15 protein-coding genes and 1 riboswitch are annotated in these 21,001 nt (G+C 63.0%); of the genes, 8 read left to right on the top strand and 7 right to left on the bottom strand.

Annotation, left to right across the window (positions count from 1 at the left end; translation table 11 throughout):
• Positions 1–113 precede the first annotated feature (113 nt).
• The 4 genes from DSM100688_RS04930 to DSM100688_RS04920 form a co-directional block, all read right to left on the bottom strand.
• Positions 114–1,004 (bottom strand): thiazole synthase, encoded by an 891-nt coding sequence (locus DSM100688_RS04930; RefSeq protein ID WP_152358037.1) that lies wholly within the window; start codon positions 1,002–1,004, stop codon positions 114–116.
• An 83-nt stretch (positions 1,005–1,087) separates the two neighbouring features.
• Positions 1,088–1,282, bottom strand: coding sequence for a sulfur carrier protein ThiS (gene thiS / locus DSM100688_RS04925; RefSeq protein ID WP_152358036.1), 195 nt, complete (start codon positions 1,280–1,282; stop codon positions 1,088–1,090).
• Positions 1,283–1,626: 344 nt separating this feature from the next.
• Positions 1,627–1,728, bottom strand: a riboswitch (TPP riboswitch).
• A 54-nt stretch (positions 1,729–1,782) separates the two neighbouring features.
• Complete coding sequence (locus DSM100688_RS12210) at positions 1,783–1,917, bottom strand: hypothetical protein (RefSeq protein WP_275575903.1); 135 nt, start codon at positions 1,915–1,917, stop codon at positions 1,783–1,785.
• Between the two features lie 255 nt (positions 1,918–2,172).
• A complete protein-coding gene (locus tag DSM100688_RS04920; RefSeq protein ID WP_152358035.1) occupies positions 2,173–3,660 on the bottom strand; it encodes an MFS transporter in 1,488 nt (495 codons plus the stop codon).
• Positions 3,661–4,018: 358 nt separating this feature from the next.
• On the opposite strand from DSM100688_RS04920, the gene DSM100688_RS04915 reads away from it, so the two are divergent.
• Together DSM100688_RS04915 and DSM100688_RS04910 are read left to right on the top strand one after the other, a co-directional pair.
• Entirely contained in the window at positions 4,019–4,678 is a 660-nt protein-coding gene (locus DSM100688_RS04915; RefSeq protein WP_152358034.1) for a histidine phosphatase family protein, read from the top strand.
• A 91-nt stretch (positions 4,679–4,769) separates the two neighbouring features.
• Entirely contained in the window at positions 4,770–5,795 is a 1,026-nt protein-coding gene (locus tag DSM100688_RS04910) for a hypothetical protein (protein WP_152358033.1), read from the top strand.
• Positions 5,796–6,077: 282 nt separating this feature from the next.
• On the opposite strand, the gene DSM100688_RS04905 is transcribed toward DSM100688_RS04910, so the two are convergent.
• Together DSM100688_RS04905 and DSM100688_RS04900 are read right to left on the bottom strand one after the other, a co-directional pair.
• A complete protein-coding gene (locus DSM100688_RS04905) occupies positions 6,078–7,775 on the bottom strand; it encodes a glycoside hydrolase family 43 protein (RefSeq protein WP_239519347.1) in 1,698 nt (565 codons plus the stop codon).
• 525 nt (positions 7,776–8,300) lie between these two features.
• Entirely contained in the window at positions 8,301–9,893 is a 1,593-nt protein-coding gene (locus DSM100688_RS04900) for a glycoside hydrolase family 43 protein (RefSeq protein ID WP_152358032.1), read from the bottom strand.
• Positions 9,894–10,008: 115 nt separating this feature from the next.
• Here DSM100688_RS04900 and DSM100688_RS04895 point away from each other — a divergent pair, with 115 nt between their 5' ends.
• Together DSM100688_RS04895 and DSM100688_RS04890 are read left to right on the top strand one after the other, a co-directional pair.
• Complete coding sequence (locus tag DSM100688_RS04895) at positions 10,009–12,114, top strand: family 43 glycosylhydrolase (protein ID WP_152358031.1); 2,106 nt, start codon at positions 10,009–10,011, stop codon at positions 12,112–12,114.
• A 117-nt stretch (positions 12,115–12,231) separates the two neighbouring features.
• Entirely contained in the window at positions 12,232–13,290 is a 1,059-nt protein-coding gene (locus DSM100688_RS04890; protein ID WP_152358030.1) for a LacI family DNA-binding transcriptional regulator, read from the top strand.
• A 405-nt stretch (positions 13,291–13,695) separates the two neighbouring features.
• Here the strand turns inward: DSM100688_RS04890 and DSM100688_RS04885 are convergent, their stop codons facing one another.
• Positions 13,696–14,640 carry an alpha/beta hydrolase gene (locus DSM100688_RS04885; protein WP_152358029.1) on the bottom strand — a complete coding sequence of 315 codons (945 nt, stop codon included), beginning with the start codon at positions 14,638–14,640 and terminating at the stop codon, positions 13,696–13,698.
• A gap of 1,097 nt (positions 14,641–15,737) precedes the next feature.
• Between DSM100688_RS04885 and DSM100688_RS04880 the strand changes: the two genes are divergently transcribed.
• The 4 genes from DSM100688_RS04880 (at position 15,738) to DSM100688_RS04865 (ending at position 20,613) form a co-directional block, all read left to right on the top strand.
• A complete protein-coding gene (locus tag DSM100688_RS04880) occupies positions 15,738–16,772 on the top strand; it encodes a glycoside hydrolase family 43 protein (protein ID WP_152358028.1) in 1,035 nt (344 codons plus the stop codon).
• Between the two features lie 428 nt (positions 16,773–17,200).
• Positions 17,201–18,520: an ABC transporter substrate-binding protein gene (locus DSM100688_RS04875; RefSeq protein WP_152358027.1), complete on the top strand. Its 1,320-nt coding sequence runs from the start codon at positions 17,201–17,203 to the stop codon at positions 18,518–18,520.
• 216 nt (positions 18,521–18,736) lie between these two features.
• A complete protein-coding gene (locus DSM100688_RS04870) occupies positions 18,737–19,690 on the top strand; it encodes a carbohydrate ABC transporter permease (protein ID WP_152358026.1) in 954 nt (317 codons plus the stop codon).
• A complete protein-coding gene (locus DSM100688_RS04865) occupies positions 19,687–20,613 on the top strand; it encodes a carbohydrate ABC transporter permease (RefSeq protein ID WP_152358025.1) in 927 nt (308 codons plus the stop codon). The genes DSM100688_RS04870 and DSM100688_RS04865 overlap by 4 nt, the downstream gene beginning before the upstream one ends.
• The last annotated feature ends 388 nt before the right edge of the window (positions 20,614–21,001 follow it).

Below are 21,001 nucleotides of genomic sequence, written 5' to 3'. Positions count from 1 at the left end.
AGTTACGGTCGTTTTCAGGCTCGAAAAAGGCCGTAACTCAACAGTGGTTGCGTGATCTTGTTGAGTTACGGCCGTTTGTCCGGACGCGAAGCCGGCATTGATGCGAGTCGGTGTTACTTGCTGGGGGAGCTGGGGGCGAGGTAGTCGGCGGCGTTCGTCGGGCTGGACGGGACGGCATGGCCCTCGGTCACGGTGCCAAGGCCCGCGAGATACGCCTCGCGGCCGGCTTCGATCGCATGCTTGAACGCGCGCGCCATCACCGGGATGTTGCCCGCGGAGGCGATCGCCGTGTACGCCATCACCGCGTCCGCGCCCATCTCCATCGCCTCGGCGGCCTGGCTCGGCCGGCCGATGCCCGCGTCGATGATGACCGGGACATGCGCGTTCGCGATGATCACCTCGATGAAGTCGCGCATGCGCAGGCCCTTGTTCGAGCCGATCAGCGAGCCGAGCGGCATCACGCACGCCGCGCCCGCGTCCTCGAGCTGCCGCGCCGCGATCGGATCCGGGAACATGTACGGCATGACCACGAACCCTTCCTTCGCGAGCATCTCGGTCGCGCGGATCGTCTCCGCGTTGTCCGGCAACAGGTACTTGGTCTCGTGCTCGATCTCGACCTTCACGAAATCGGTCTGGCACACCTCGCGGGCGAGCCGCGCGATGCGCACCGCCTCCTCAGCGTTGCGCGCGCCCGACGTGTTCGGCAGCATCGTGATGCCCTTGGGGATGTAGTCAAGCAGGTTGTTTTCGGTGGTGCGGCAGCGGCGCAGCGCCATCGTGACGATCTGCGTGCCCGCGTTCTCGATCGTGGCCTTGATGAGGTTGAGGTCGTAGCGGCCCGAGCCGAGGATGAAGCGGCTGGTGAACTTGTGTCCGCCGAGGATGAGCGGATCGGCGTCGCCGGTGGCGATCGAGTCGTAGGCGTGGGCATCCGGTTCCGGCAGCAGTGCCGTGTTCGTCGCGGTGCCGACGAGTTCGTCGAGTGTAGGTTCCGTAGTGGTCATGATCGTATTCCTTCCTATTGTGTATGTTGCGTGATCGTCGTGATCATTCGTGCGTATCGTGTGACGATCGTCGTCGCTGACGATCAGCCACCTTGCACAAAGGTAACGATTTCGACGGTATCGGTGCCCTTGAGCATCGTCTCCGCACGTTTGGCGCGCGGGACGATCTGTCCGTTCAGTTCGACGGCGACGCGGGCCGCCCTCAGTCCCCTGCGTTCGATGAACTCGGCGACGCTGATCGGTTCGTCGAGCTGCTCTTCCTGACCGTTGACGATCATCGACATCCCCCCTGTTTCGTTGGGTGTGGTTGTACTGATGCCGTTGCGGCGGACGGTGCGCTGGCGCGTCGTCCGCCGCAACAAAAAAGGGTCGCTGAAGCAGCCGTACCCTGTGAGGTGGTGCGCCCCTTCATGACCCTGGCAAAAATCACTAATTATTATTCAGTTATGATCACGAACGATCACTTCGGCGTATCGTCGTCACGATCGAACCGCACCGTTCCGTACGCATGGTGACGAGTCCACGCGCCGTCCCGCCGATCCTGTCGCATCCGTTGGCCATGCAGACGCAACGTGACGATACGTCACCGGAATGGCTGATACGAGACGTCGCGATCGCCTTGCGGCATGAACAACTCGTTCCTTACGGCGGCATTACCCGCATCAAGTTGACGGTCGAAGTCGCGACTTCCTCTCAGCCCTTCCGGGCTCCCGTTCGGTTGTGCGCCTATCTTACGTCGCACCATGCGACATGCGCCGGCGGGCGACGATGCGAATGGTCAGTGCGCCGAGTGGTTGTGGACGGCGTACTGCAACGTGCCGTGCACCAGCGCCGATGTGAAGTGCGCCGTACATAGTCCGTATTCTTCCGCCTCGTGTCCGCAGCCGACGATGCTGCAATGTCTGCGTTCCATCAGATACCCCTTCTCTGCCTTCTTCGGTATGGCCTCTGCGCCATGTACATCTCCTCATGTACTGCTTTCAAGGGTACCTGATTTTCGGCTAGATTCCAGTGTTTTGCGCAGTTCTGTGACGTGTGTCACATTTGTGGCGCTGCGCGAGGCGCGAAGAGTGTGCGGACGTTCCCTCACTCAGCTGCCATTCCCCTTAACGGACATACAGCCGATTCCATCGATGGAAACGGCTGTATGTCCGTTAAGAGGTCGCCCTCACACACTCACGGTCGTGAGCGTCGGCGTCTCCGTGCTCGACTTGATCTGCAGGAACCCGACGAACGCGATCACCAGCGACCCGAGCGCAAGCGTCGTCACCACCAGGAATCCGCCATGCGAACCCATGCGGTCGATGAACTGCCCGGCGATCGCCGATCCCATCGACCCACCGATCGAATTCATCGCGCCCATCCACGCCATGCCCTCGGTGAACCGCGTCGGCGGCACCAGATGCAGCATCAGCTGGTTGCCGTTCACCCACGTCGGTGCCTGACATACGCCCACCAACAGATAGATGATCATGATCACCCACAGATGATGCGCGAACAGGAAGCATCCGATGCCGAGATTGACCACGGTCAGGCAGAAGTAGAACCGCTTCCACAGCGGAATCGTCCAGCTTTTCGCACCGTACACGAGCGCGCCGAGCAACGAGCTGGACGAGAAGCACGCGAACACGAAGCCGGTGTACTGCTTCATGCCGGCCTCGGTCGCGAACGCGACAATCGAAATGCCGGCCGCCGACTGAAACGCGCCCAAGCCGAACCACGTCACACACAACGCCATCAGGCCCGGTCCCCAGATCGACTCCTTCTTGCCGGCCATCGCGTCGTCCTGCGCTTGCCGCACGGCCGCGCGCACCTGCTCGTCGGACAGTCCGGCTGCCTTCGCCTCGCATCGCGCGCGTTCGACCGCGGCTTCGGCCTGCAGCGCCTTCGCCCGCGCCGCCTCGCGCTCGCGGTACTGCTTGCGCGTCATACCGGCCTCGCGCGCGAGCACGGTCTGCGACTTCGGCTCGGTCGTCAGCTCGGTCAGGAACATCAGCGCGCCGACGAGCACGCACATGCCGGTCACCGAAAACGCAAGCAGACCGGAGATCACGGCCAGCGTCGAAGCGAGCGGGTTGCCGATCACCCACATGGCCTCGTCGAACACGCTCGACAGGCTCAGCGCGCGGTTCGTGCGCTCGCGGTCGCCCTTGAGCAGCGTCGTCCAGCGTTGGCGGCTCATCGCGCCCCACGGCGGGATCGCGGCCATGAACGGCACGATGCAGAACAGGATCCATTCCGGCACGCGCGCGGTGATGCACGTCACGAGCGACGTCGCCGCGATCATCCACACGATGATCGTCGGGATCGACACCTGCCGCTGGCCGAACTTGTCGACGAGCTTGCCGAGCACGGGGGAGAAGACCGCCAGCGCGATCGCCTGCACGGCGGTCAGCGCGCCGGCGAGCGAGTAGTTGCCGTAGTAGTGCTGCACGGAGATCGTGATCGTCATGCCGACCATCGGGAACGGCATGCAGGCGATCACCGAGCCGACGGCGAACCGCGCGGTGTGCGGTATGCGCAGCAGCTCCGCGTAACCGCCGAAGAGTTTGTGGTTGACGTCCTTGATCGCGTTGACCGCGTTGTGGTGTCGCTGCTGGTACTGGTGATCGGGCTGTTGCCGCTGGGAATGCTGGTTCTGCTGGTTCGGTGCCATGGTGCCGCTCCTTTCTGCTCACGGTTGGATGGTGGGCCGAGCCGCCGCTTTGCGTCGCGGCGGTCGGTCGGTGGTGCCGGATCGGGTCCGTGCTGGGCTGTCGGTCGGTGTCGTGTCGTGTCGTTGGTCGGTCTGGTCGGTCGATCCGCTGACCGACGTACCGACGTATGGTTACCGCGTGGTATTTAAGTGTGATCGGACAAAGTCTCGTCGTGAATTATTCGGTCACGGCTACTCTAGAAGTTCGCCTGTCGCGACACGCGGTATACCGGTACATACATGTTGAATAATTGATGGAGAACGTGCGGCCGCCGTCCGGCCGCGACAGTCCGCGAAACCACATACGAAGGAGACGACGATGCCCGCGACCACCATCCATTTCGTCCGTCACGGCAAGGTGTACAACCCCGATCATCTGCTGTACGAGCGGCTGCCGGGGTTCCACCTGTCGGATCGCGGGTTGCGCATGGCGCAGGCGACGGGCGCGTATCTGGCGGCGAACCCGCAGACGAACACGATCGCCGCGGTGTATTCGTCGCCGTTGGAACGTACGCGCGAGACGGCCGACGCGATTATCGACGCGCTGAACGGCGTGCGTGCCGCACGCGGGCAGGAGCCGCTGACACTGACGACCGACGAACGGGTGATCGAGGCGGGCAACGAGTTCCGCGGCAAACGCATCGGTCACGGCGAGGGTGCGCTGTGGCGGAACGGCAACTGGAAGCTCGTGCTGAACCTGTGGAAGCCGAGCTGGGGCGAGTCGTATCGGTCGATCGCGGCGCGCGTGGGTGATTTCGCACGCGAGAAGGTGCGGCAGCATCCCGGCGAGCAGATCGTGGTGGTGAGCCACGAGTCGCCGATCTGGTCGTATCGGCATCTGCTGGAGACCGGGCATCCCGAGCACTGGATGTTCCTGCGGCATACGGCGCTCGCGTCGGTTACATCGATTACCTACGACTGTGAGACCGGCGATGTGATGGCAATCACGTATGTCGACCCTGCGGCCGACGTGCGGTAGCGGGACAATGGTGAATGGTTGCCGTGCGGCGCGTGCGTGGACGTGCGTCTTTCGTGACGGCGGCGGCGAATACGTGTGCAAAGGAGCGAAGATGACTTTTTCTATCGATGAATACGACGTCGAGCGCATCGCCGCGCTGCCGTCCGTGCGCGCGGCCGCGGAGGCCGGCGCGCGGTTGGTCGCGTTGTGGCCGCTGACCGACGCCAAGCAGATGGACAACGACGCCAAGTATGCGGAGAACCTGCAGGTGCGGCTCGCCCGTACGATCGCACGCGTCGCGACCGGCGAGGACGTGACCATGCCGGACGCCGAGTTCGTGTACGAAGGCGCCGACGAGATCCCCGGCCGTCCGCAGTCGATCGTCGACGCGTTGCTTGCCGCGAACGACGCGTACGACACGATGGTCGGGTATCGTGACGCGCATGATCCGTCCGTGCTGTTCGATGCGGCGTCCGCGATGGGCGTCGAGTGGCCGGCTGCGACTGCGGACGGGCTGCGCGAGGCGGTGACGGTGATCGAACGGACGCTGGGCGATGGTGCTGGCGTTGCGGGTGACGGTGCCGACGATGTTGCGGCGGACGGTGACGGCGTGACCGGCGGCGCGGTGGATGATAGCAGTGCGGCGGATGGCGTGCCGGGCGGTGTGACGGACACGACGGACGACGACAGTGCGACGCGTGCCGTCGATGGGCTGACGCGACGGTTCGCCGAGTCGCTGGTGATCTGCGACGGACTGCTGTCCATCGTTGAACAAAGCGGTGTTGGTGCGGACGATACGACCGCTGCGGCCGTTGCGCAGCTGCCGATCGTCCTGTTCGTCAACGAGCTGCGTGAGCAGACCGCGGTGCCGCGTATCTGCCTGACCGACGATCAGTATCGTACGTTGCTGGCCGCCCGAGCAGATGCTGGCGATGCCGGCACGACGGTGGCGACGACCGGTGTGATCGCGCCGATTGCCGAGGCCGAATGGGCGCGCCACTACGACGATGTGACGTGGGACCCGGACGAGGCCAAGCGTCGCGCCAAGGAAGAGGACGAGCGCAAGAACAAGGAGGCACTCGCCGCCAAGTTCGCCCACGTCAAGGACGATCCCACCAAGCCCGAAGTCGAGCTCTAGCCTTGTCCCTCGACGGACATACAGCCGATTTACCCACGAAAAACGGCTGTATGTCCGTTGGACGGTGGTGCGTGAGGCGTGTGGGGCCGTTGCAAGCGTGATGACGTGCTTCCCTCTAATGGACATGCAGCCGTTTCCCGCGGGCAAATCGGCCGTATGTCCGTTGTGAGACGTGAGACATATAGACCAGTCGTAAACGTCTTGGCGTACCTACCTTTACGGACATACAGCCGATTCCAACGGTGAAAACGGCTGTATGTCCGCTGAGGTGCTAGAGCAGACTCAGGATCGGGCCTCGATGCGGGACCCCCAGACCGCCTGATTGCCGCCGATCGCGGAGAACGTCAGCGTCGCCCGGCCGTCGGTCTCGCGCGGCAGTACGGCGAAGACGCCGGTGTACGTCATCCCGTCAATCGTAATCGCCATGTCGCTGTCGCAGCAGCGCACGCCGGCCGGCGTTGCGCCAAGCATCCGCCACGATCCGCGCGACACCGGGCCATCGGTCGACCGCGGCAGGTTCGCGTCCGGCGTATCGAAGAAGTCGACCACGCCGCCGCTGGTCACGCGCCCGTCCGGCTGCAGCGTGATCGTCTCGGGCAGATTCACGCCGTGCCATGTGCCGTCCGCGTCACGCGTGCCGTTGAAATACGTATGCGGATCATGCCGGACGAACTCGTAGTCGCCGCTCACCAGCGACGGGTGCGCGAGATCCGATTCGTGCGTCGGTCGGACGCATGTGCACGATGATTGGTCGTGCGCGTCTGCCGCTCCCGGTTCGGTCCCGGTGTTCGCCGCGTGCGTCGGAGTCGCGTACGGATCGGTGGTATTCGCGACGGTCGGAGGCGCGGCGACCTCGCCGCGGTACTCGTACGGCGCAGCCGCCAGCCAGCCGTCCGCGGTCGGCAGCAGTTCGCGCAGATGCGTCTCGTAGTCATTGTCGTCGCGGCCGACGAACCGCGTGTGATAGGTGAGGAACAGCCGGCCGTCCGAACCGCGCGTGAGCACGGAGTTATGCCCCTGCGACGCTTCGATTGTGTCGTCGTCGGCCGGCCCGCCGCTCCATCTGATCGACGACGTGAGTCGGATGCCGGTGCCTTTGGTCTGATTGTCGGGGATTTCACCGTTGGAAATCGCGGGGTTGCCGTTCTGATCGACGTATGGGCCGACGAGGTTGCGCGAGCGGAACAGTCGGATCTGATAGCCGCCGGTACGGCCGAGCCAGCCGTAGGCCATGAACAGGTACCACCAGCCGTTGCGATGCACGAAATACGAGCCTTCGCCGGAATTCCAGTAGCCGCCGGCGACCTTCACACCGTAGTACGGGTCGGCGGAATCGTGGACGAGCGGGTAGCGCACGCCGTAGTCGCGCAGGCCGGTCGTCGGATCGAGCTTGAACATCCAGATGCCGCCGAACCATGAGCCGAAGCTCATCCACATCTCGCCGTGATCGCAACGGATCGGCGCGGCGTCGATCGCGTTGATCCGCGTATCCTTCAACGATGCATACCGTGACAGATCGCCATGCGCGGCCTCGTCTCCCAGTACGCGCGGCACATCGGTGCGGTCCACATTGTCAACGTTGAAACCGGAATAGACGACCGGCCCGACGCACGTCCAGTCGCCGTCGAGACGATCGGCCGTGAGCAGCACGATCACCGAGCGGAATTCGTGACCGTTGACCGACAGGTACATGCACCACTTGCGCATCACCTCGTTCCAGATCACGTCCGGCGCCCACGTGTTGCCTTCGAGCGCCGGGTTCTCCGGCTGCTTCGGCCACGCCTCCCAGATGCCGCCGAGCAGTGAGGCCGGATCGCGGCTCAGGTTGTTCTCGAAGTACTCCCAGTGGACGAGGTCGGTGCTGCGGGCGCAGCGGCGGTGTGTGCCGAAGATGTAGTACGTGCCGTTGTCCTCGACGATGGCCGGGTCGTGGATCGCGACGTGGTGCGGGGCGAGTGGGTGTTCGTGCGACGTTGCCATGGAACATTCCTTAGTGTGTTGTTCTCTTGTACGTCAACGGACATACAGCCGAAAAGCATGGACGAATCGGCTGTATGTCCGTTGAGGGAGATGGGATATGGGGATTGATGAGAACGGTGTGAGCGGTTGCGTGAAACTCTGCGATGTTCGCGACGCGGTTGTGTGAGGCATGCGAGACGCTGTGCCGCTACGCGAAACGCCGTGGCGCTGTGACGCGTATGGCACTGTGACCCATGTGGCACTGTGACGCATATGGCACTATGACGATCGCGAACGCTGTGCGCCGTCACCCCACCCCCTAACGGACATACAGCCGATTCCATCGTTGAAAACGGCTGTATGTCCGTTAGAGGGAAAGGCGATATGAGGGATTGATGAACGACGGAAGAGGCCGGGCGAAACGGACGTATGCCGGCCGGAACGGACGTGCCGGACAGAACGGGTGCGCCGTCCGGTACGGGTGCGCCAGACAGAACAGACGCACCCATACCGGACAGGCGCACCCGTCCGGCGCGGCGCCGGCCGCTACTTCTGGGAGGCCCAGGCGCAGAGGTTGTCGCCGATCACGGAGAAGGTCATCTCGACCTTGCGGTCCTTGTCGCGCGGCAGCTTATCGAACGCGCCGTGGTACTCCACGCCGTCGAGCGTGATGGTCATGTCGCCGGTGCCGTCGGTCTTGTCGAGCTTCCACGTGCCGGTCTTGTCGCCGGTGACCTTGCCGTCCTCGGTCAGCGTGATGTTGACCGGCTTGTTGACGCCGCGGTAGTCGGTGCTGGTCTTGTCGGTGACCTTCTTCGGGCCTTTGAACGAGGTCTTCTGCTCGTGGATCACGAACTCGTAGTCGCCGGCCACGTTCTTGGCGGTGTACTTGGTGTCGGCGGCCTTGGTGCCGGTGTATTCGTACGGCGCGGCCACAAGCCAGCCGTCGTCGGTGGCAAGCAGTTCGTGCACGCGCACCTCGTGCTTTTCGCCGGTGCCGGAGAAGCGGCTGTGGTACACGACGTACATGGTGCCGTCGTCGTCGGTGAGCAGCGAGTTGCCGCCCTGCGCGACTTCGATGTTCGCGTTGTCGTTGCCGCTCCACTGGATCGAACTCATGAGGCGCACGCCGTTCTCGCTCTGCCAGTTGTTGCCGATGGCGCGCGTGCTGATGGCGGTGTTGCCCTTTTCATCGATGTACGGTCCGGTGAGCTTGTCGGAGCGGAACATGCGCATCTGGTAGCCGCCGGTCTGCGTCAGACCGCCGTAGGAGAGGAACAGGTACCAGTGCCCGTTGGCATGAATGATCGCGTTGCCTTCGCCGGAGTTGCCGAAGCCGCCGGCGATCTTGATGCCGTAGTACGCGTCGGACTTGTTCTTGACCGTCTCGTACTTCGTACTGTAGTCGCGCAGGCCGGTCTTCGGGTCAATCTTGAGCATCCAGATGCCGCCGAACCATGAGCCGAAGCTCATCCACAGGTCGCCGTTGTCGTCCTCGGAGATGTACGGGTCGATCGCGTTGATGCCGGTGTCGGTCTGCGACGTGTAGCGGGTCAGGTCGGCGCCCTCGCCAAGCACCTTCCACACGTCGGTCTTGCCGGCGTTCACCTTTTCGAAGCCGGAGTAAGTCACTGGGCCGACGTACGTCCAGTCGCCCTCGATGTCGTCGGCGGTGAGCAGCACGATCGCCGAGCGGTAGTTGGCGCCGTTGATCGACATGTACATGCACCATTTCTTCATGGTTTTGTTCCAGTAGACCTCGGGCGCCCACATGTTGCCCTTGACGTCGGGGTTGGACGACTGCTTCGACCAGTTGGTCCAGATGTCGGCGAAGATCTTCTCGTAGTCGGTGCTCAGGTTGTTCTTGAACGGCGTCCAGTTGATCAGGTCGTCGCTTTTGAGCCAGGCGAGGTGCGAGCCGAAGATGTAGTACTTGCCGTTGGCCTTGACGATGTCGGGGTCGTGCGATTCGCCGCGCTTGATGTCGGTGGTGCTGGACTGGCTGGTGGCGTTGGCGTTCTTGGCGTTCGACGATGCGTTCGAGTTGGCGGTCGACGAGCAGCCGGCCAGCGTGCCGACGAGCATGGCCGCCGCCACCGCCGTGGTGACCGCGCGGCGGAGCGTTCCGGTGAATGTCATGTTGTTCCTCTCCTTCGAGCGTGCTATAGAAAGCCACGCTGATTTGTACAACGATGTAAATTCAAGTACAATATACATCGTTGTAAGCGAATTGTCGAATCCGAAAGGACGAGGAATGTCCGACTCCTACTCCCTGCTGTGTTACACGCGTGTCCCCACGTCGCGCGAGGAAGCGAACAACGAGGATGTTGCATTCAGCATGCATCTCGCGTTGTGCTCGCACCTCGACGGCTCGTGGACGCCGCTCAACGAGAACTACGGCATCTTCTTCGCCGCCGGCGTGCCGATCGCCGCGGCGACGCCAGAATCCCGCCGCGCCTGCACCGCCTCGGCGCGGTTCTCTGCCGATCGGTACACGCCCGAACGGCCGGCCAGCGACGCCGTTACCTACGGTGCGGCGATGCCCGGCGTCGACCTCGAACTCAAAAGCCTCAAGGACCCGTACCTGTTCCGTCTGGCGTCCGGCAGATTCGCCGTCGCGGCGACCCGCACCGCGCGCGGTGGCGACGCGGACGGCTCCGAACGATCGGCGTTCCTGCTGGCGACCAGCCGGGATCTGACGGCGTACGATCAGCGTGGACTGGTGCTGCTCGACACCACGGCCGGCGTGCATCGCCCGACGGTGACGTACAACGATGCAGATCATCGGTACATCATCCGCTGGCATGATGACGACGGTCGCGCGATGCGCTCGGTCTGTGCCGACATCGTCGCCTCGGTCGGCACGACGCTGCCGGTCGAGGACGACGATACGTTCGATGCGAACGACGTCGCCGTCCGTCGCGAGTACGGCATCGCGAACGCCGTCCCCGGCAACGAGATCGGCATCACCGAACAGGAGGCCGCGACGCTGATCGCGCGATTCGGCCGCGTCTACAACACCGGCGTCGCCGTGCCGACCATGACCGTCTCGGCCGACCTGTACGACGGCGAAGCCCGCGACCTCATCGGCTCGCTCGGCCGCACCACCGCCAAACTGCAGTACTCCGACGGATCCACGGCGATGCGCGCCGTCGACTGGAACCAGACGCAGCTCGCCGCACTTGCCGACGACGCCGCGGCCGGCCGACTCAAGCCGGGCGAACGCCGCGCCATCAACGGCCGCATCCGCCAGGCAGACTATCCCGTGCCGTTCGCCGTCGAACGCGCCGACCCATCCGTGTTCGCATGGAATTACAACGGTGAACAACTTTTCATGTTCATCGCCACGGATGACACTGACGGTAATTGCATCGATCCAAACGGCGGACGCACGCACATGCCGCTGCGCGTGGCGACCGCCATCGCCGACCTGTCGGACGCCGCCGGCGGGCGCGACCGCGAAATCGACCTGCTCGTCCGCGGCGACCGCAACAGCGAAGGCCGTGCGATGACCGGCTGCTTCTGGGCGCCCGAACTGCACGTGATCGGCGGCAGGCTGTCCGTGCTGTTCATGCCGTGCTTCGACGGGCCGGCCGCCAACCCGGACGGCACCGCGAACGACCGCGCCGGCAAACCCGACATGTGGACCGGCCGCTGCCACATCATGCAGCTCAAGCAGGATGCGGACGGTCGCGACCTCGACCCGCGCGACCCCGCCAACTGGACCGTTCCCGAACCGATCCTCGGCCCCGGCGAACGGATCCTGAACCCGGTGCAGCGCATCTCGCTCGACATGACCGTGATCGTCGACTCCGGCCGCTGGTACTACGCGTGGCAGCAGGTCGGCAGCGTGTGGATCGCGCCGTTCGACCCCAACCGGCCGACGCGGCTGACCGGCGAGCCGACGCAGATCGTCGTGCCCGAGTTCGCGTGGGACAACATGATCGCCGAAGGGCCGAACGCGTTCGTCCACGAGGGAAGGATCTTCCTGATCTACTCCGGTTCGCTCGTCGGCATCGACTACACGACCGGCCTGGTCACCGCGCCGGCCGGCGTGCGCGCCGACCTGACCGATCCGGCCACGTGGACGAAACTCGACTACCCGCTGCAGAAATCCGGCATGTACAACGGTGAATGGCAGCTGGGCACCGGCCACGGCATGTGGTCGCACGACGAGGACGGCAACCTGATCTACGTGTTCCACAACGCGGAATACGAAAACGGGCGATACGGCGGGCGCGACGCGCAGGTGCGGCGTGTCCACTGGTCGAACGAGGGCATGCCGATTCTCGACATGCAGCGCGACGAGGAACTCAATCCGGCCTATGCTGGGATAACGATGGAAATCGCCGTGCGGTAAGGCCGCCATACGGCGGCGAACGGGGTCGGGGGCTTCGGCTCGCCGGCCCCGCCAACGTGCAGTGCAGTACGCGGCGCAAGCCGTTATTTACCGAGAACAGAATATTGAGGATTACCCATGGTCAAGAAAACAACCGCGAAGGACGGCGACCACGTCGTCACCATGCGCGAGGTCGCCAAGGCGGCCGGCGTCTCCATCAAAACCGTATCGAACGTGGTCAACGACTACGAATTCGTCTCCGATGCCACCCGTGCGAAGGTGCACAAGGCCATCGACGAGCTCGGCTACGTCATCAACGTGTCCGCACGCAACCTGCGCCGCGGCAGCACCGGCATCATCGCGCTCGCCATCCCGGACCTGCAGCTGCCGTACTTCGCGCAGCTTTCATCGTTGATCATCACCGAGGCGAAAAAGCTCGGCCTGCGCGTGATCGTGGAGCCGACGTTGTACTCGCGCGAGGGCGAGCTCGACGCGCTGCACGGCTCGCAGACCGCGATGGTGGATGGCCTGATCTACAGCCCGCTCGAACTCGGGCCCGACGACGCGGCCGAAGTCGAGGTGGACTACCCGCTCGTGCTCATCGGCGAACGCATCTTCACCGACAAGGTCGACCACATCGCCACCGAAAACGTCGAAGGCGCCAAGCGGGCCACGTCATACCTGCTGCAGACCGGATGCCAGCGCGTGGCCGTGGTCGGCGTGCACCCGGGCGAGGAGGTCGGCTCGGCCGCCCTGCGATTCCGCGGATACCGCGAGGCGCTGGAGGAGGCCGGCGTGCCGTTCGACCCGGCGCTCGTGGTGCTGTCGATCATGTGGCACCGCAACGACGGCGTGGCGGCGATGAACACGCTGCTTGATTCCGGCGTGCGGCCGGACGGCGTGGTGGCGCTCAACGACATGCTCGCGTCCGGCGTGATGCATTCGATCCAGATGCACAACCTGCGGATTCCCGAGGACATCTCGGTGATCGGCTTCGACAACTCCGACGACTCGCAGTACCTATCGCCGGCGCTGACGTCGATCGCGCCGGGGCTCGAGGCCGTGGCGCGGCTGTCGGTGCGCGCGTTGAAGAACCGCATCGACGGGCAGCCGCCGCTGGAGGGCGACTCGACCGATCCCGTGTTCCGCAAGGTCTCATCCACCCTGGTGGTGCGCAACTCCACACGTGTGATCTGAGTGTTTTCGGAGCGCTTGTGCGGCGCTCTGCATCGTCTCCTTCCGGGCTTCACCCGTATTCGTTCCTGATCCGCTCCTAACCTCAACGGACATACAGCCGATTTCACTACCGAAATCGGCTGTATGTCCGTTAAGGAGAGAGGGTGCTAAAGAGGGAGGGGAGAGAGAGTGTTGCCGCGGCCCTTTGCCGCGCAAGAAATTCGGGATATGAGGGTTGATCTCCTGAATTTCTTGCGCTGAGAATCGGTCAGTGCAGGGATTTCGGGAGATTGCGGTTTGTTTCCCGAAATCCTTGTGCTGAGCGGTGCGCAGTGCAAGAAATTCGGGACGACGGGGCTGATTGCCCGAATTTCTTGCGGTGGCGCGAGGTCATCGGCCGACGTGCGGCAAGGATGCCGCGAAATGTCACCGTACGCAGTTGCGGCGCATGAATTCCGTGGCGACGCGGCACATGTCGTCCGTCCAGAATTCCGCACCGCCATGATCGGCGTCCTCAAGCAGATAGAGTTCGGCCGTTTTTCCTGCATCCCGCAGCCGGTGATACAGACTCACGCTCTGCCGCGCATTGACCAGCCGATCCTTGGTACCGTGGAAAATCATGACCGGCGGCAGATCGAGTTCCGGTGTCACATAGGTTTCCACCGTCATCGCCGCACGCAGATCCGGCCTGTCCCGTATGTCGATATGCCCCATCAGCATGCCCTCCGGACTTGTGGCCAGATGATGGTCGGTCGTGGACGGGAAGCCGTCGTCCATTTGACCGTTGACCGCACCGTAATAGTCGAGCACGCCCCGCGTTGCGGCCGAAACATCGGCGGCATCCGGCACGAGCGACAGTGACGGATCGTCCATGTCGGGTCGGCCGCCGGTTTGCGCGACCGCCGCGAGCAGCGCGACCTCACCGCCCGACGAACAGCCGGACAGGAACAGGTTGTCGACGTCGACGTGATACCGCGCGGCGTTGGCTCGCATGAAACGCACGGCATTCCGCGCATCCTGGATCTGCGCGGGGAACGAGGCGATGCCGGAATGGCGGTATTCCACGATCGCGACGACGAAGCCGCGCTCCGCGATGCGGCTGAGCATGGGGATGAGCGCGTATGTGTCCTGCTTCATCCAGGCCGATCCCTGCACGTGCACCATGCACGGGTACGTGTCGCGGTCGGTCTGATTGCGCGTCTGCGGAGTGAGGATCTGGAGATGCAGCGTTACGTTGCCGTCCGTCGCGTACGGCACGTTGGGATGGTAGGTCACGCCGATCTCGCCGCCGGTCGTGGCGATGCGCTTGGCGCCGGGGACCGGCTCGTCGAACGCCGGGAAGTCGGCATAGGTCCAATGTCTGATATCCATAGTGCTCCTTTGCCTGCGGATGGTGCGCTGAACGTTGCGTATTGGCATTATAACGTTGTATACGAATTGAGACGCGGTTTCGCCGGTATGATCTGCAGGGGTGGAGGGCGATGTCGCTCCGTTTGCGTCACCGTCGCGTTTTTCTGGTCTTTGATTCCCGACCTTCAACGGACATACAGCCGATTCTGGTGGGTGAATCGGCTGTATGTCCGTTAGGGGAGGGGATTGGTGGGGTGGATGCAGCTGCGGGTCGCTTTTTCTTTACGGACATACAGCCGATTTGGGCAGGGTGATCGGCTGTATGTCCGTTTAAGGGTAAGGACAGGCGTGTTAGGAATGACTCACGTGTTAGGAATGGCTCAAATCTATAGGTATAGCTCCCCTCTAACGGACATGCAGCCGTTTTGGATGGGATGATCGGCTGTATGTCCGTTAGAGGGGAGGAACGTTGAGGTTGGGTGGGGATGTTCGGCGGTTCATTGCGTTTGGATGTGATGCGTGCCTCTCAACGGACATACGGCCGATTGGGAATGGAAATCGGCCGTATGTCCGTAAGGATAAAGGACAGGCGTTTAGGAATGGCTTGACCCTGACGGACATACAGCCGATTCGCCTACCTAAGACGGCTGTATGTCCGTTGGGGGAGAGGGGATTCCGGCGGGAGTGGCCGATCCCGTTGAGTTAGACTGGCGGGTTTGTCTTTCCTTTTGACGGACATGCAGCCGATTTGGATGGGGTGATCGGCTGTATGTCCGTTAGGAAGAATGCGGTGGGTGTGTTTGATCGGCTGTATGTCAGCAGAAGGTGGGGTTGGGCGAAGGTGAGGATGCTTCGCTGTTGTTCGGTTTGATCTTTGCGGACATACAGTCGATTTGGGTGGGTGAATCGGCTGTATGTCCGTTTTTTGGGTGGAGGTATGAGTTTGCGGATGGGGGTGATTGTTTCGTGGGAGAGGGAGGGTTGATTGTGGATTGGGGTGGGAGCGACTGGTGGGTAGGCGTTACATCGTTAGAAACGCCGAGTTGTTACATCGTTGTATACCTGCTATATTCATCGATGTAAACACTGAGCCACTTGGATTGCGGAAGGAAGAAACAATGACTGTTTACAACAATCCGATCGTGCTCCAGCGTGCGGATCCGTGGGTGCTCAAGGTCGACGGCGAATACTGGTTCACTGCGTCCGATCCCGAGTATGACAAAATCGCCATCCGCCACGCCTCGACGATCAACGACCTGCAGAAGGCCCCGGAGACCGTGGTCTGGCGCAAGCATGAGTCCGGTGTGTGCAGCAAGTACATCTGGGCCCCCGAACTGCATCGCGTGAACGGCGCGTGGTACATCTACTTCGCCGGCGCGGAGCATGAGTTCGAGCCGAACGGCATGCCCACGCACCGTATGTTCGTGCTGGAGAACACCGACGACGACCCCACCAACGACAACTGGGTGGAAAAGGGCCAGATCGTCACCCCGATGGACTCGTTCTCGCTCGACGCCACCACCGAGGTGATCGACGGCGTGCAGTACCTCGTCTGGGCACAGAAGGATTACGACATCCCGGGCAACTCCAACCTGTACATCGCCCCGATGGCGAATCCGTGGACGTTGGCCGCTGACCCGGTGATGCTCACCAAGCCCGAGTATGACTGGGAGTGCATCGATTTCCTCGTCAACGAAGGTCCGGCGTTCCTGTTCCACGACGATAAGATCTACATCACGTACTCCGCGTCCGGCACTGGCGTGCCGTATGCGGTCGGCCTGCTGACCGCCACGCGCGGCTCCGACCTGATGGATCCGGCGAGCTGGACCAAGAGCCCGGTGCCGGTGTTCAAGACCTGCGCCGAGAACGGCCAGTACGGTCCCGGCCACAACTCGTTCACCAAGTCCGAGGACGACTCGCAGGACCTGATGATCTACCACGCCCGCAACTACACCGATATCAAGGGCGATCCGCTGTTCGACCCGAACCGTCACGCCCGCGTCGGCGTGGTGCATTGGAACGAGGACGGCACGCCCGACTTTGGTGTGCCCGAACCGGACAACCTGTGGACGCCCGTCACGACCGACGTGCTGCCGCCCGACGGCGGCCCGAAGGCCGGAACGCCGTCGGTCGAGCTGGTCGCCGAGGCGTAGCCATTACGTCATCCGTGACGTGGGCATCGCGCGATGCGTCGCGTATGCGGCGTACGTCGTACGCACAACATACGCAGCGCGCGTGTGACGTCCGCCGTCAACCAAAACCCATAACCGAACATTCACGTTGTGCGAAACGCCGCCGTCATCGAGTTGAAGATCGGCGTTTCGCATGGAAAACGGCAGTTTTTCAGGCGTGTCAAACGGGTTGCATATCCGATTTGTACAACGATGGAAAACGTGTTATAGTGAATTCCAACGTTGTAAACGAGCGCTGAGGCTCCACAAACCAAAGGCTTACCAACCACCGCGGTTGCAGCAACGATGTTGTCGCCAGCCGCATTCCGTCCGCCGGACGGAGGACCACAGGGCCGCCCGCCTACAACGACCAAGATTTCTGGGAAACCGGAGTACCAAGGAGGAAACCAATGAAGATCAAGAAGAACCTCATCGCGGCCACGGCGGCCGTGCTTGCGGCCGGCATGGCGCTGGCCGGCTGCGGTTCCAGCGGCAACGGCGGCGGCGACGTTCAGAAGACCGCCGACGGCAAGATTAAGATCACGATGTGGCACGGCTTCTCCGAAGCCGATGGCAAGACGCTCGAGTCCATCGTCGACGACTTCAACAAGTCCCAGGACAAGTACGAGATCGATGCCCAGCTGCAGCCGTGGAGCACCATCGGCGAGACGATGGTGACCAAGGTCACCACCGGCGACGGCCCGGACTTCGTGACCACCGGCGCCGACAACGGCCAGGGCTGGTCCATCGACGGCACCTTCCAGTGCGTCAGCGACTTCTACGCGGACAAGGACAACGGCACCGACGACTACCTCGACAACGTCGTCAAGCAGATCACCTTCAACATCGACGGCAAGGAAGAGAAGTGCGCGGTCCCGATGGGCTACGCGCCGACCTCCGTGTGGTACAACACCGACATGTGGAAGGCCGCCGGCCTGACCGACAAGGACATCCCGACCACCTGGGACCAGATGCTCGAGGTCGCCAAGAAGCTCACCAAGTCCGACGGCTCGCAGTACGGCCTCGCGATGGCCGACTCCGGCTGGGCCGCCTTCATGAAGGGCAACGGCACCGGCCTGTACACCACCGACGGCAAGGTCTCCATCAACTCCAAGGAGAACAAGGCCTTCCTCGAGAAGATGCGCGCGTTCTACAAGGGCGGCTACGCCGTCCCGGGTCTGGACGACACCGCGGCCCGCGAATCCTTCGAGTCCGGCCAGTCCGCGATGGTGATCGTCGGCCCGTGGGAGGACCAGGCGGCCACCGACAAGGGCATCAACCACGACACCTTCGCCGTGCCGGACGGTGACGGCACCTACAAGTACGCCGACGGCAAGACCGGCTCCAACACCGGCTCCACCGGCCTGTACTGGTGGGTCACCTCGCAGGTCGGCGACTCCGAGAAGCTCCCCGGCATCTACGAGTTCTTCAAGTTCTACAACAACCACGACAACCAGGTGAAGTGGTCCCTCGGCTCCGCCTACCCGCCGAACAACAAGACCGTCACCGAGGATGAGCTGTCCAGCCGTCCGCTGATCGCCAAGATCTCGCAGTACACCGACAACTCCTACATCGGCATCGCCGGCCTCAAGGGCGGCTTCGGCGACATCTCCGCCTCCCTCGACACCCTGACCCAGAACACCGTCCGCACCGACGACGACATCCAGGGTCTGCTCGACCAGGCCGAGACCTCGATCCAGGGCTACCTCGACGAGTACGCCGACAACTGATCGGTAATCCGCAATCCGCAACCGGTAACCGGTAACCGACAGTCGGTCATCAATCAGTAACCGACCGCCGGTCTCCGGCAGCCGGTAGCCGACAGCCAACCCCAACCCACACGGCTGATCCCAGCCAACCGACGCTCCCCTTCCCGACCGCATTCCCGAAAGGGAAGGGGAGCGTTCCTATTCCCAAGCAATCATGTGTTCTTTTGGAGGAGCAAAATGACCACAGCAACTTCGCAGAGCGAAGCGCACGAGGTCGCCAAGGAGAACAAGAAAGCGATCCAGGCGCGCAACCTGCGCACCGGCATCCTGTTCACCGCGCCCGCGCTCATCGTCCTCGCCATCTTCGTCTTCTATCCGGCCATCCAGACGTTCATCACGTCGCTGACCGACGGCCGCATCAATTCCAACGCACGCCGACCCGCCAAATTCATCGGCTTCAAAAACTACGTCACGCTGTTCCAGAGCGCGGACTTCTGGACCGACGTCAAGAACACCCTCGTCTACGCCGTGCTGTACGCCCCGATCGTCGTGATCGTCGCGCTCGCGTTCGCACTGCTGCTCAACCGCAAGGACCTCAAGTTCGTCGGATTCTTCCGCACCTGCATGTTCCTGCCGTTCGTGATCTCGCTGACCGTCGCCGCGATCGCATGGCAGTTCATCCTCTCCCCGTCCCTCGGCCTCATCCCGTACTGGGTCTCGCTGCTCGGCGGCCCGTCGCACCTCGACCTGCTCGGCACGCGTGAAACCTCGATGGCCACCATCGTCTTCATCACCGTGTGGAAGAACTTCGGCTACTTCATGGTCATCTTCCTCGCCGGCCTGCAGGGTATCTCCGCCGAACTGTACGAAGCCGCGTCGCTCGACGGCGCGAGCGCATGGCAGAAGTTCCGCTACATCACGCTGCCGGCCCTGCGCCCGACCTTCAACTACGTGGTCATCTTCGGCCTCATCGGCTCCTTCCAGGTCTTCGATCAGGTCTTCATCCTGACCTCCGGCGGCCCGGCCCGCTCCACCGAAACCATCGTGTACCGCATCTACACCGAGGCGTTCGGCAACGGCAAGCTCGGCTACGCGTCCGCACTGTCGTACGTCCTGCTCATCATGACGCTCATCGTCGGCCTCATCCAGCTGTACACCAACAACAAGCACGAGAAGGAGGAGATCGCATGAGCACCGCAACCGCAACCTCCGTGAAACTGACCGCGGAACAGGAATCCGAAAACGCGCGCATCAACGCCGAAAACGAACGTCTGCGCAAGCAGGCGCGCACCAAGCACACCATCAGCCTGACGCTGAGCTACATCGCGCTGGTGCTCGTGACCTTCCTCATGGTCTTTCCGCTGATCATCGTCGTGATCGTCTCGTTCACGCCGAACGCCGTCACCCAGACCTGGCCGCCGAAGGTCATCCCGAGCGCGTGGACGCTGGACAACTACACCAGCCTGTTCTCCCGCCTGCCGATCGGCCGCGAGCTGCTCAACACCATCGTGTTCGCCGGCGCCGTGACCATCATCTCCGTGTTCTTCGACTCGCTCGCCGCCTACGGCCTGTCCCGCGTGGACTTCAAGGGCCGCGGCATCCTGCTCGCCGTGCTCATCGCCACCATGATGATCCCGGGCATGGCGCTGCTCATCCCGGTCTACAAGCTCCTCGGTTCGATGGGCCTGGTCAACAGCTACCTCGGCATCATCATCCCGCGTATGGCCGATGTCGGCGGCATCTTCCTGCTGCGTCAGTTCTTCATCTCCATCCCGAAGGACCTCGATAACGCGGCGCGCATCGACGGTGCGGGCGAGTTCCGCATCTTCGCGCAGATCATCCTGCCGAACGCCGTGCCGGCGATCCTGACCGTGGGCATGTTCAACTTCATGGGCAACTGGAACGACCTGCTCTGGCCGTTGATCATGACCTCCAAGCCGGAAACCCGCACCATCACCGCTGGTCTGGCCATGCTGACCGGCCACGGCTCGTCCGTCACGCCGTACGGCGTGGTGATGGCCGGCGCGCTGATCTCCGCCCTGCCGCTGCTCATCGTGTTCTTCTTCGTGCAGAAGCGCTTCGTCGAAGGCATCGCGATGACCGGTATGAAGTAAGGGCCGCGGCTTGGCTCCTTGCTTTGGCTGGTGACTGGTCGGTGAACGGCCGGTCACCAGCAGCTACTCACTCTTCTCATTCCCTTCCTTTCTCATCACCGTCGCCGGCGTCGCTTGTACAGGACGCCGGGGGCAAGGCCGCCAGCCGTGGCTCCTCCCGCGGTTGGCGGCCTTTTTGTGCGTGGGTGCGTGGTTTGGTGGGGTTAGCGGGTGGTGCCCTGTACCCGTGCGGACATACAGCCGTTTTCATCGATGGAATCGGCTGTATGTCCGTAGGGGTGAGGGGAGTGGCGGTTGGGGACGTCTGGAGGATGTCCGCAGGGGTGAAGAGATATGCCGTGACGGAACGCTCGACATGATCTCGCCTGGAGATGGAGAGGTGACGTGA

This window comes from Bifidobacterium ramosum, from assembly GCF_009299505.1.
GTDB classification, from domain to species: domain Bacteria; phylum Actinomycetota; class Actinomycetes; order Actinomycetales; family Bifidobacteriaceae; genus Bifidobacterium; species Bifidobacterium ramosum.
The sequence above is the reverse complement of the archived record's forward strand: the minus strand, read 5'-3'. Positions and strand labels throughout refer to the sequence as shown.

What these genes read in the sequence shown, in the direction of transcription:
- DSM100688_RS04910 (WP_152358033.1), top strand. Translation starts at nt 4,770, where the DNA reads ATGACTTTTTCTATCGATGAATACGACGTCGAGCGCATCGCCGCGCTG.
- DSM100688_RS04900 (WP_152358032.1), bottom strand. Translation starts at nt 9,893, where the DNA reads ATGACATTCACCGGAACGCTCCGCCGCGCGGTCACCACGGCGGTGGCG.
- DSM100688_RS04920 (WP_152358035.1), bottom strand. Translation starts at nt 3,660, where the DNA reads ATGGCACCGAACCAGCAGAACCAGCATTCCCAGCGGCAACAGCCCGAT.
- DSM100688_RS12210 (WP_275575903.1), bottom strand. Translation starts at nt 1,917, where the DNA reads ATGGAACGCAGACATTGCAGCATCGTCGGCTGCGGACACGAGGCGGAA.
- DSM100688_RS04930 (WP_152358037.1), bottom strand. Translation starts at nt 1,004, where the DNA reads ATGACCACTACGGAACCTACACTCGACGAACTCGTCGGCACCGCGACG.
- DSM100688_RS04875 (WP_152358027.1), top strand. Translation starts at nt 17,201, where the DNA reads ATGAAGATCAAGAAGAACCTCATCGCGGCCACGGCGGCCGTGCTTGCG.
- DSM100688_RS04870 (WP_152358026.1), top strand. Translation starts at nt 18,737, where the DNA reads ATGACCACAGCAACTTCGCAGAGCGAAGCGCACGAGGTCGCCAAGGAG.
- DSM100688_RS04890 (WP_152358030.1), top strand. Translation starts at nt 12,232, where the DNA reads ATGGTCAAGAAAACAACCGCGAAGGACGGCGACCACGTCGTCACCATG.
- thiS (WP_152358036.1), bottom strand. Translation starts at nt 1,282, where the DNA reads ATGATCGTCAACGGTCAGGAAGAGCAGCTCGACGAACCGATCAGCGTC.
- DSM100688_RS04895 (WP_152358031.1), top strand. Translation starts at nt 10,009, where the DNA reads ATGTCCGACTCCTACTCCCTGCTGTGTTACACGCGTGTCCCCACGTCG.
- DSM100688_RS04865 (WP_152358025.1), top strand. Translation starts at nt 19,687, where the DNA reads ATGAGCACCGCAACCGCAACCTCCGTGAAACTGACCGCGGAACAGGAA.
- DSM100688_RS04885 (WP_152358029.1), bottom strand. Translation starts at nt 14,640, where the DNA reads ATGGATATCAGACATTGGACCTATGCCGACTTCCCGGCGTTCGACGAG.
- DSM100688_RS04915 (WP_152358034.1), top strand. Translation starts at nt 4,019, where the DNA reads ATGCCCGCGACCACCATCCATTTCGTCCGTCACGGCAAGGTGTACAAC.
- DSM100688_RS04905 (WP_239519347.1), bottom strand. Translation starts at nt 7,775, where the DNA reads ATGGCAACGTCGCACGAACACCCACTCGCCCCGCACCACGTCGCGATC.
- DSM100688_RS04880 (WP_152358028.1), top strand. Translation starts at nt 15,738, where the DNA reads ATGACTGTTTACAACAATCCGATCGTGCTCCAGCGTGCGGATCCGTGG.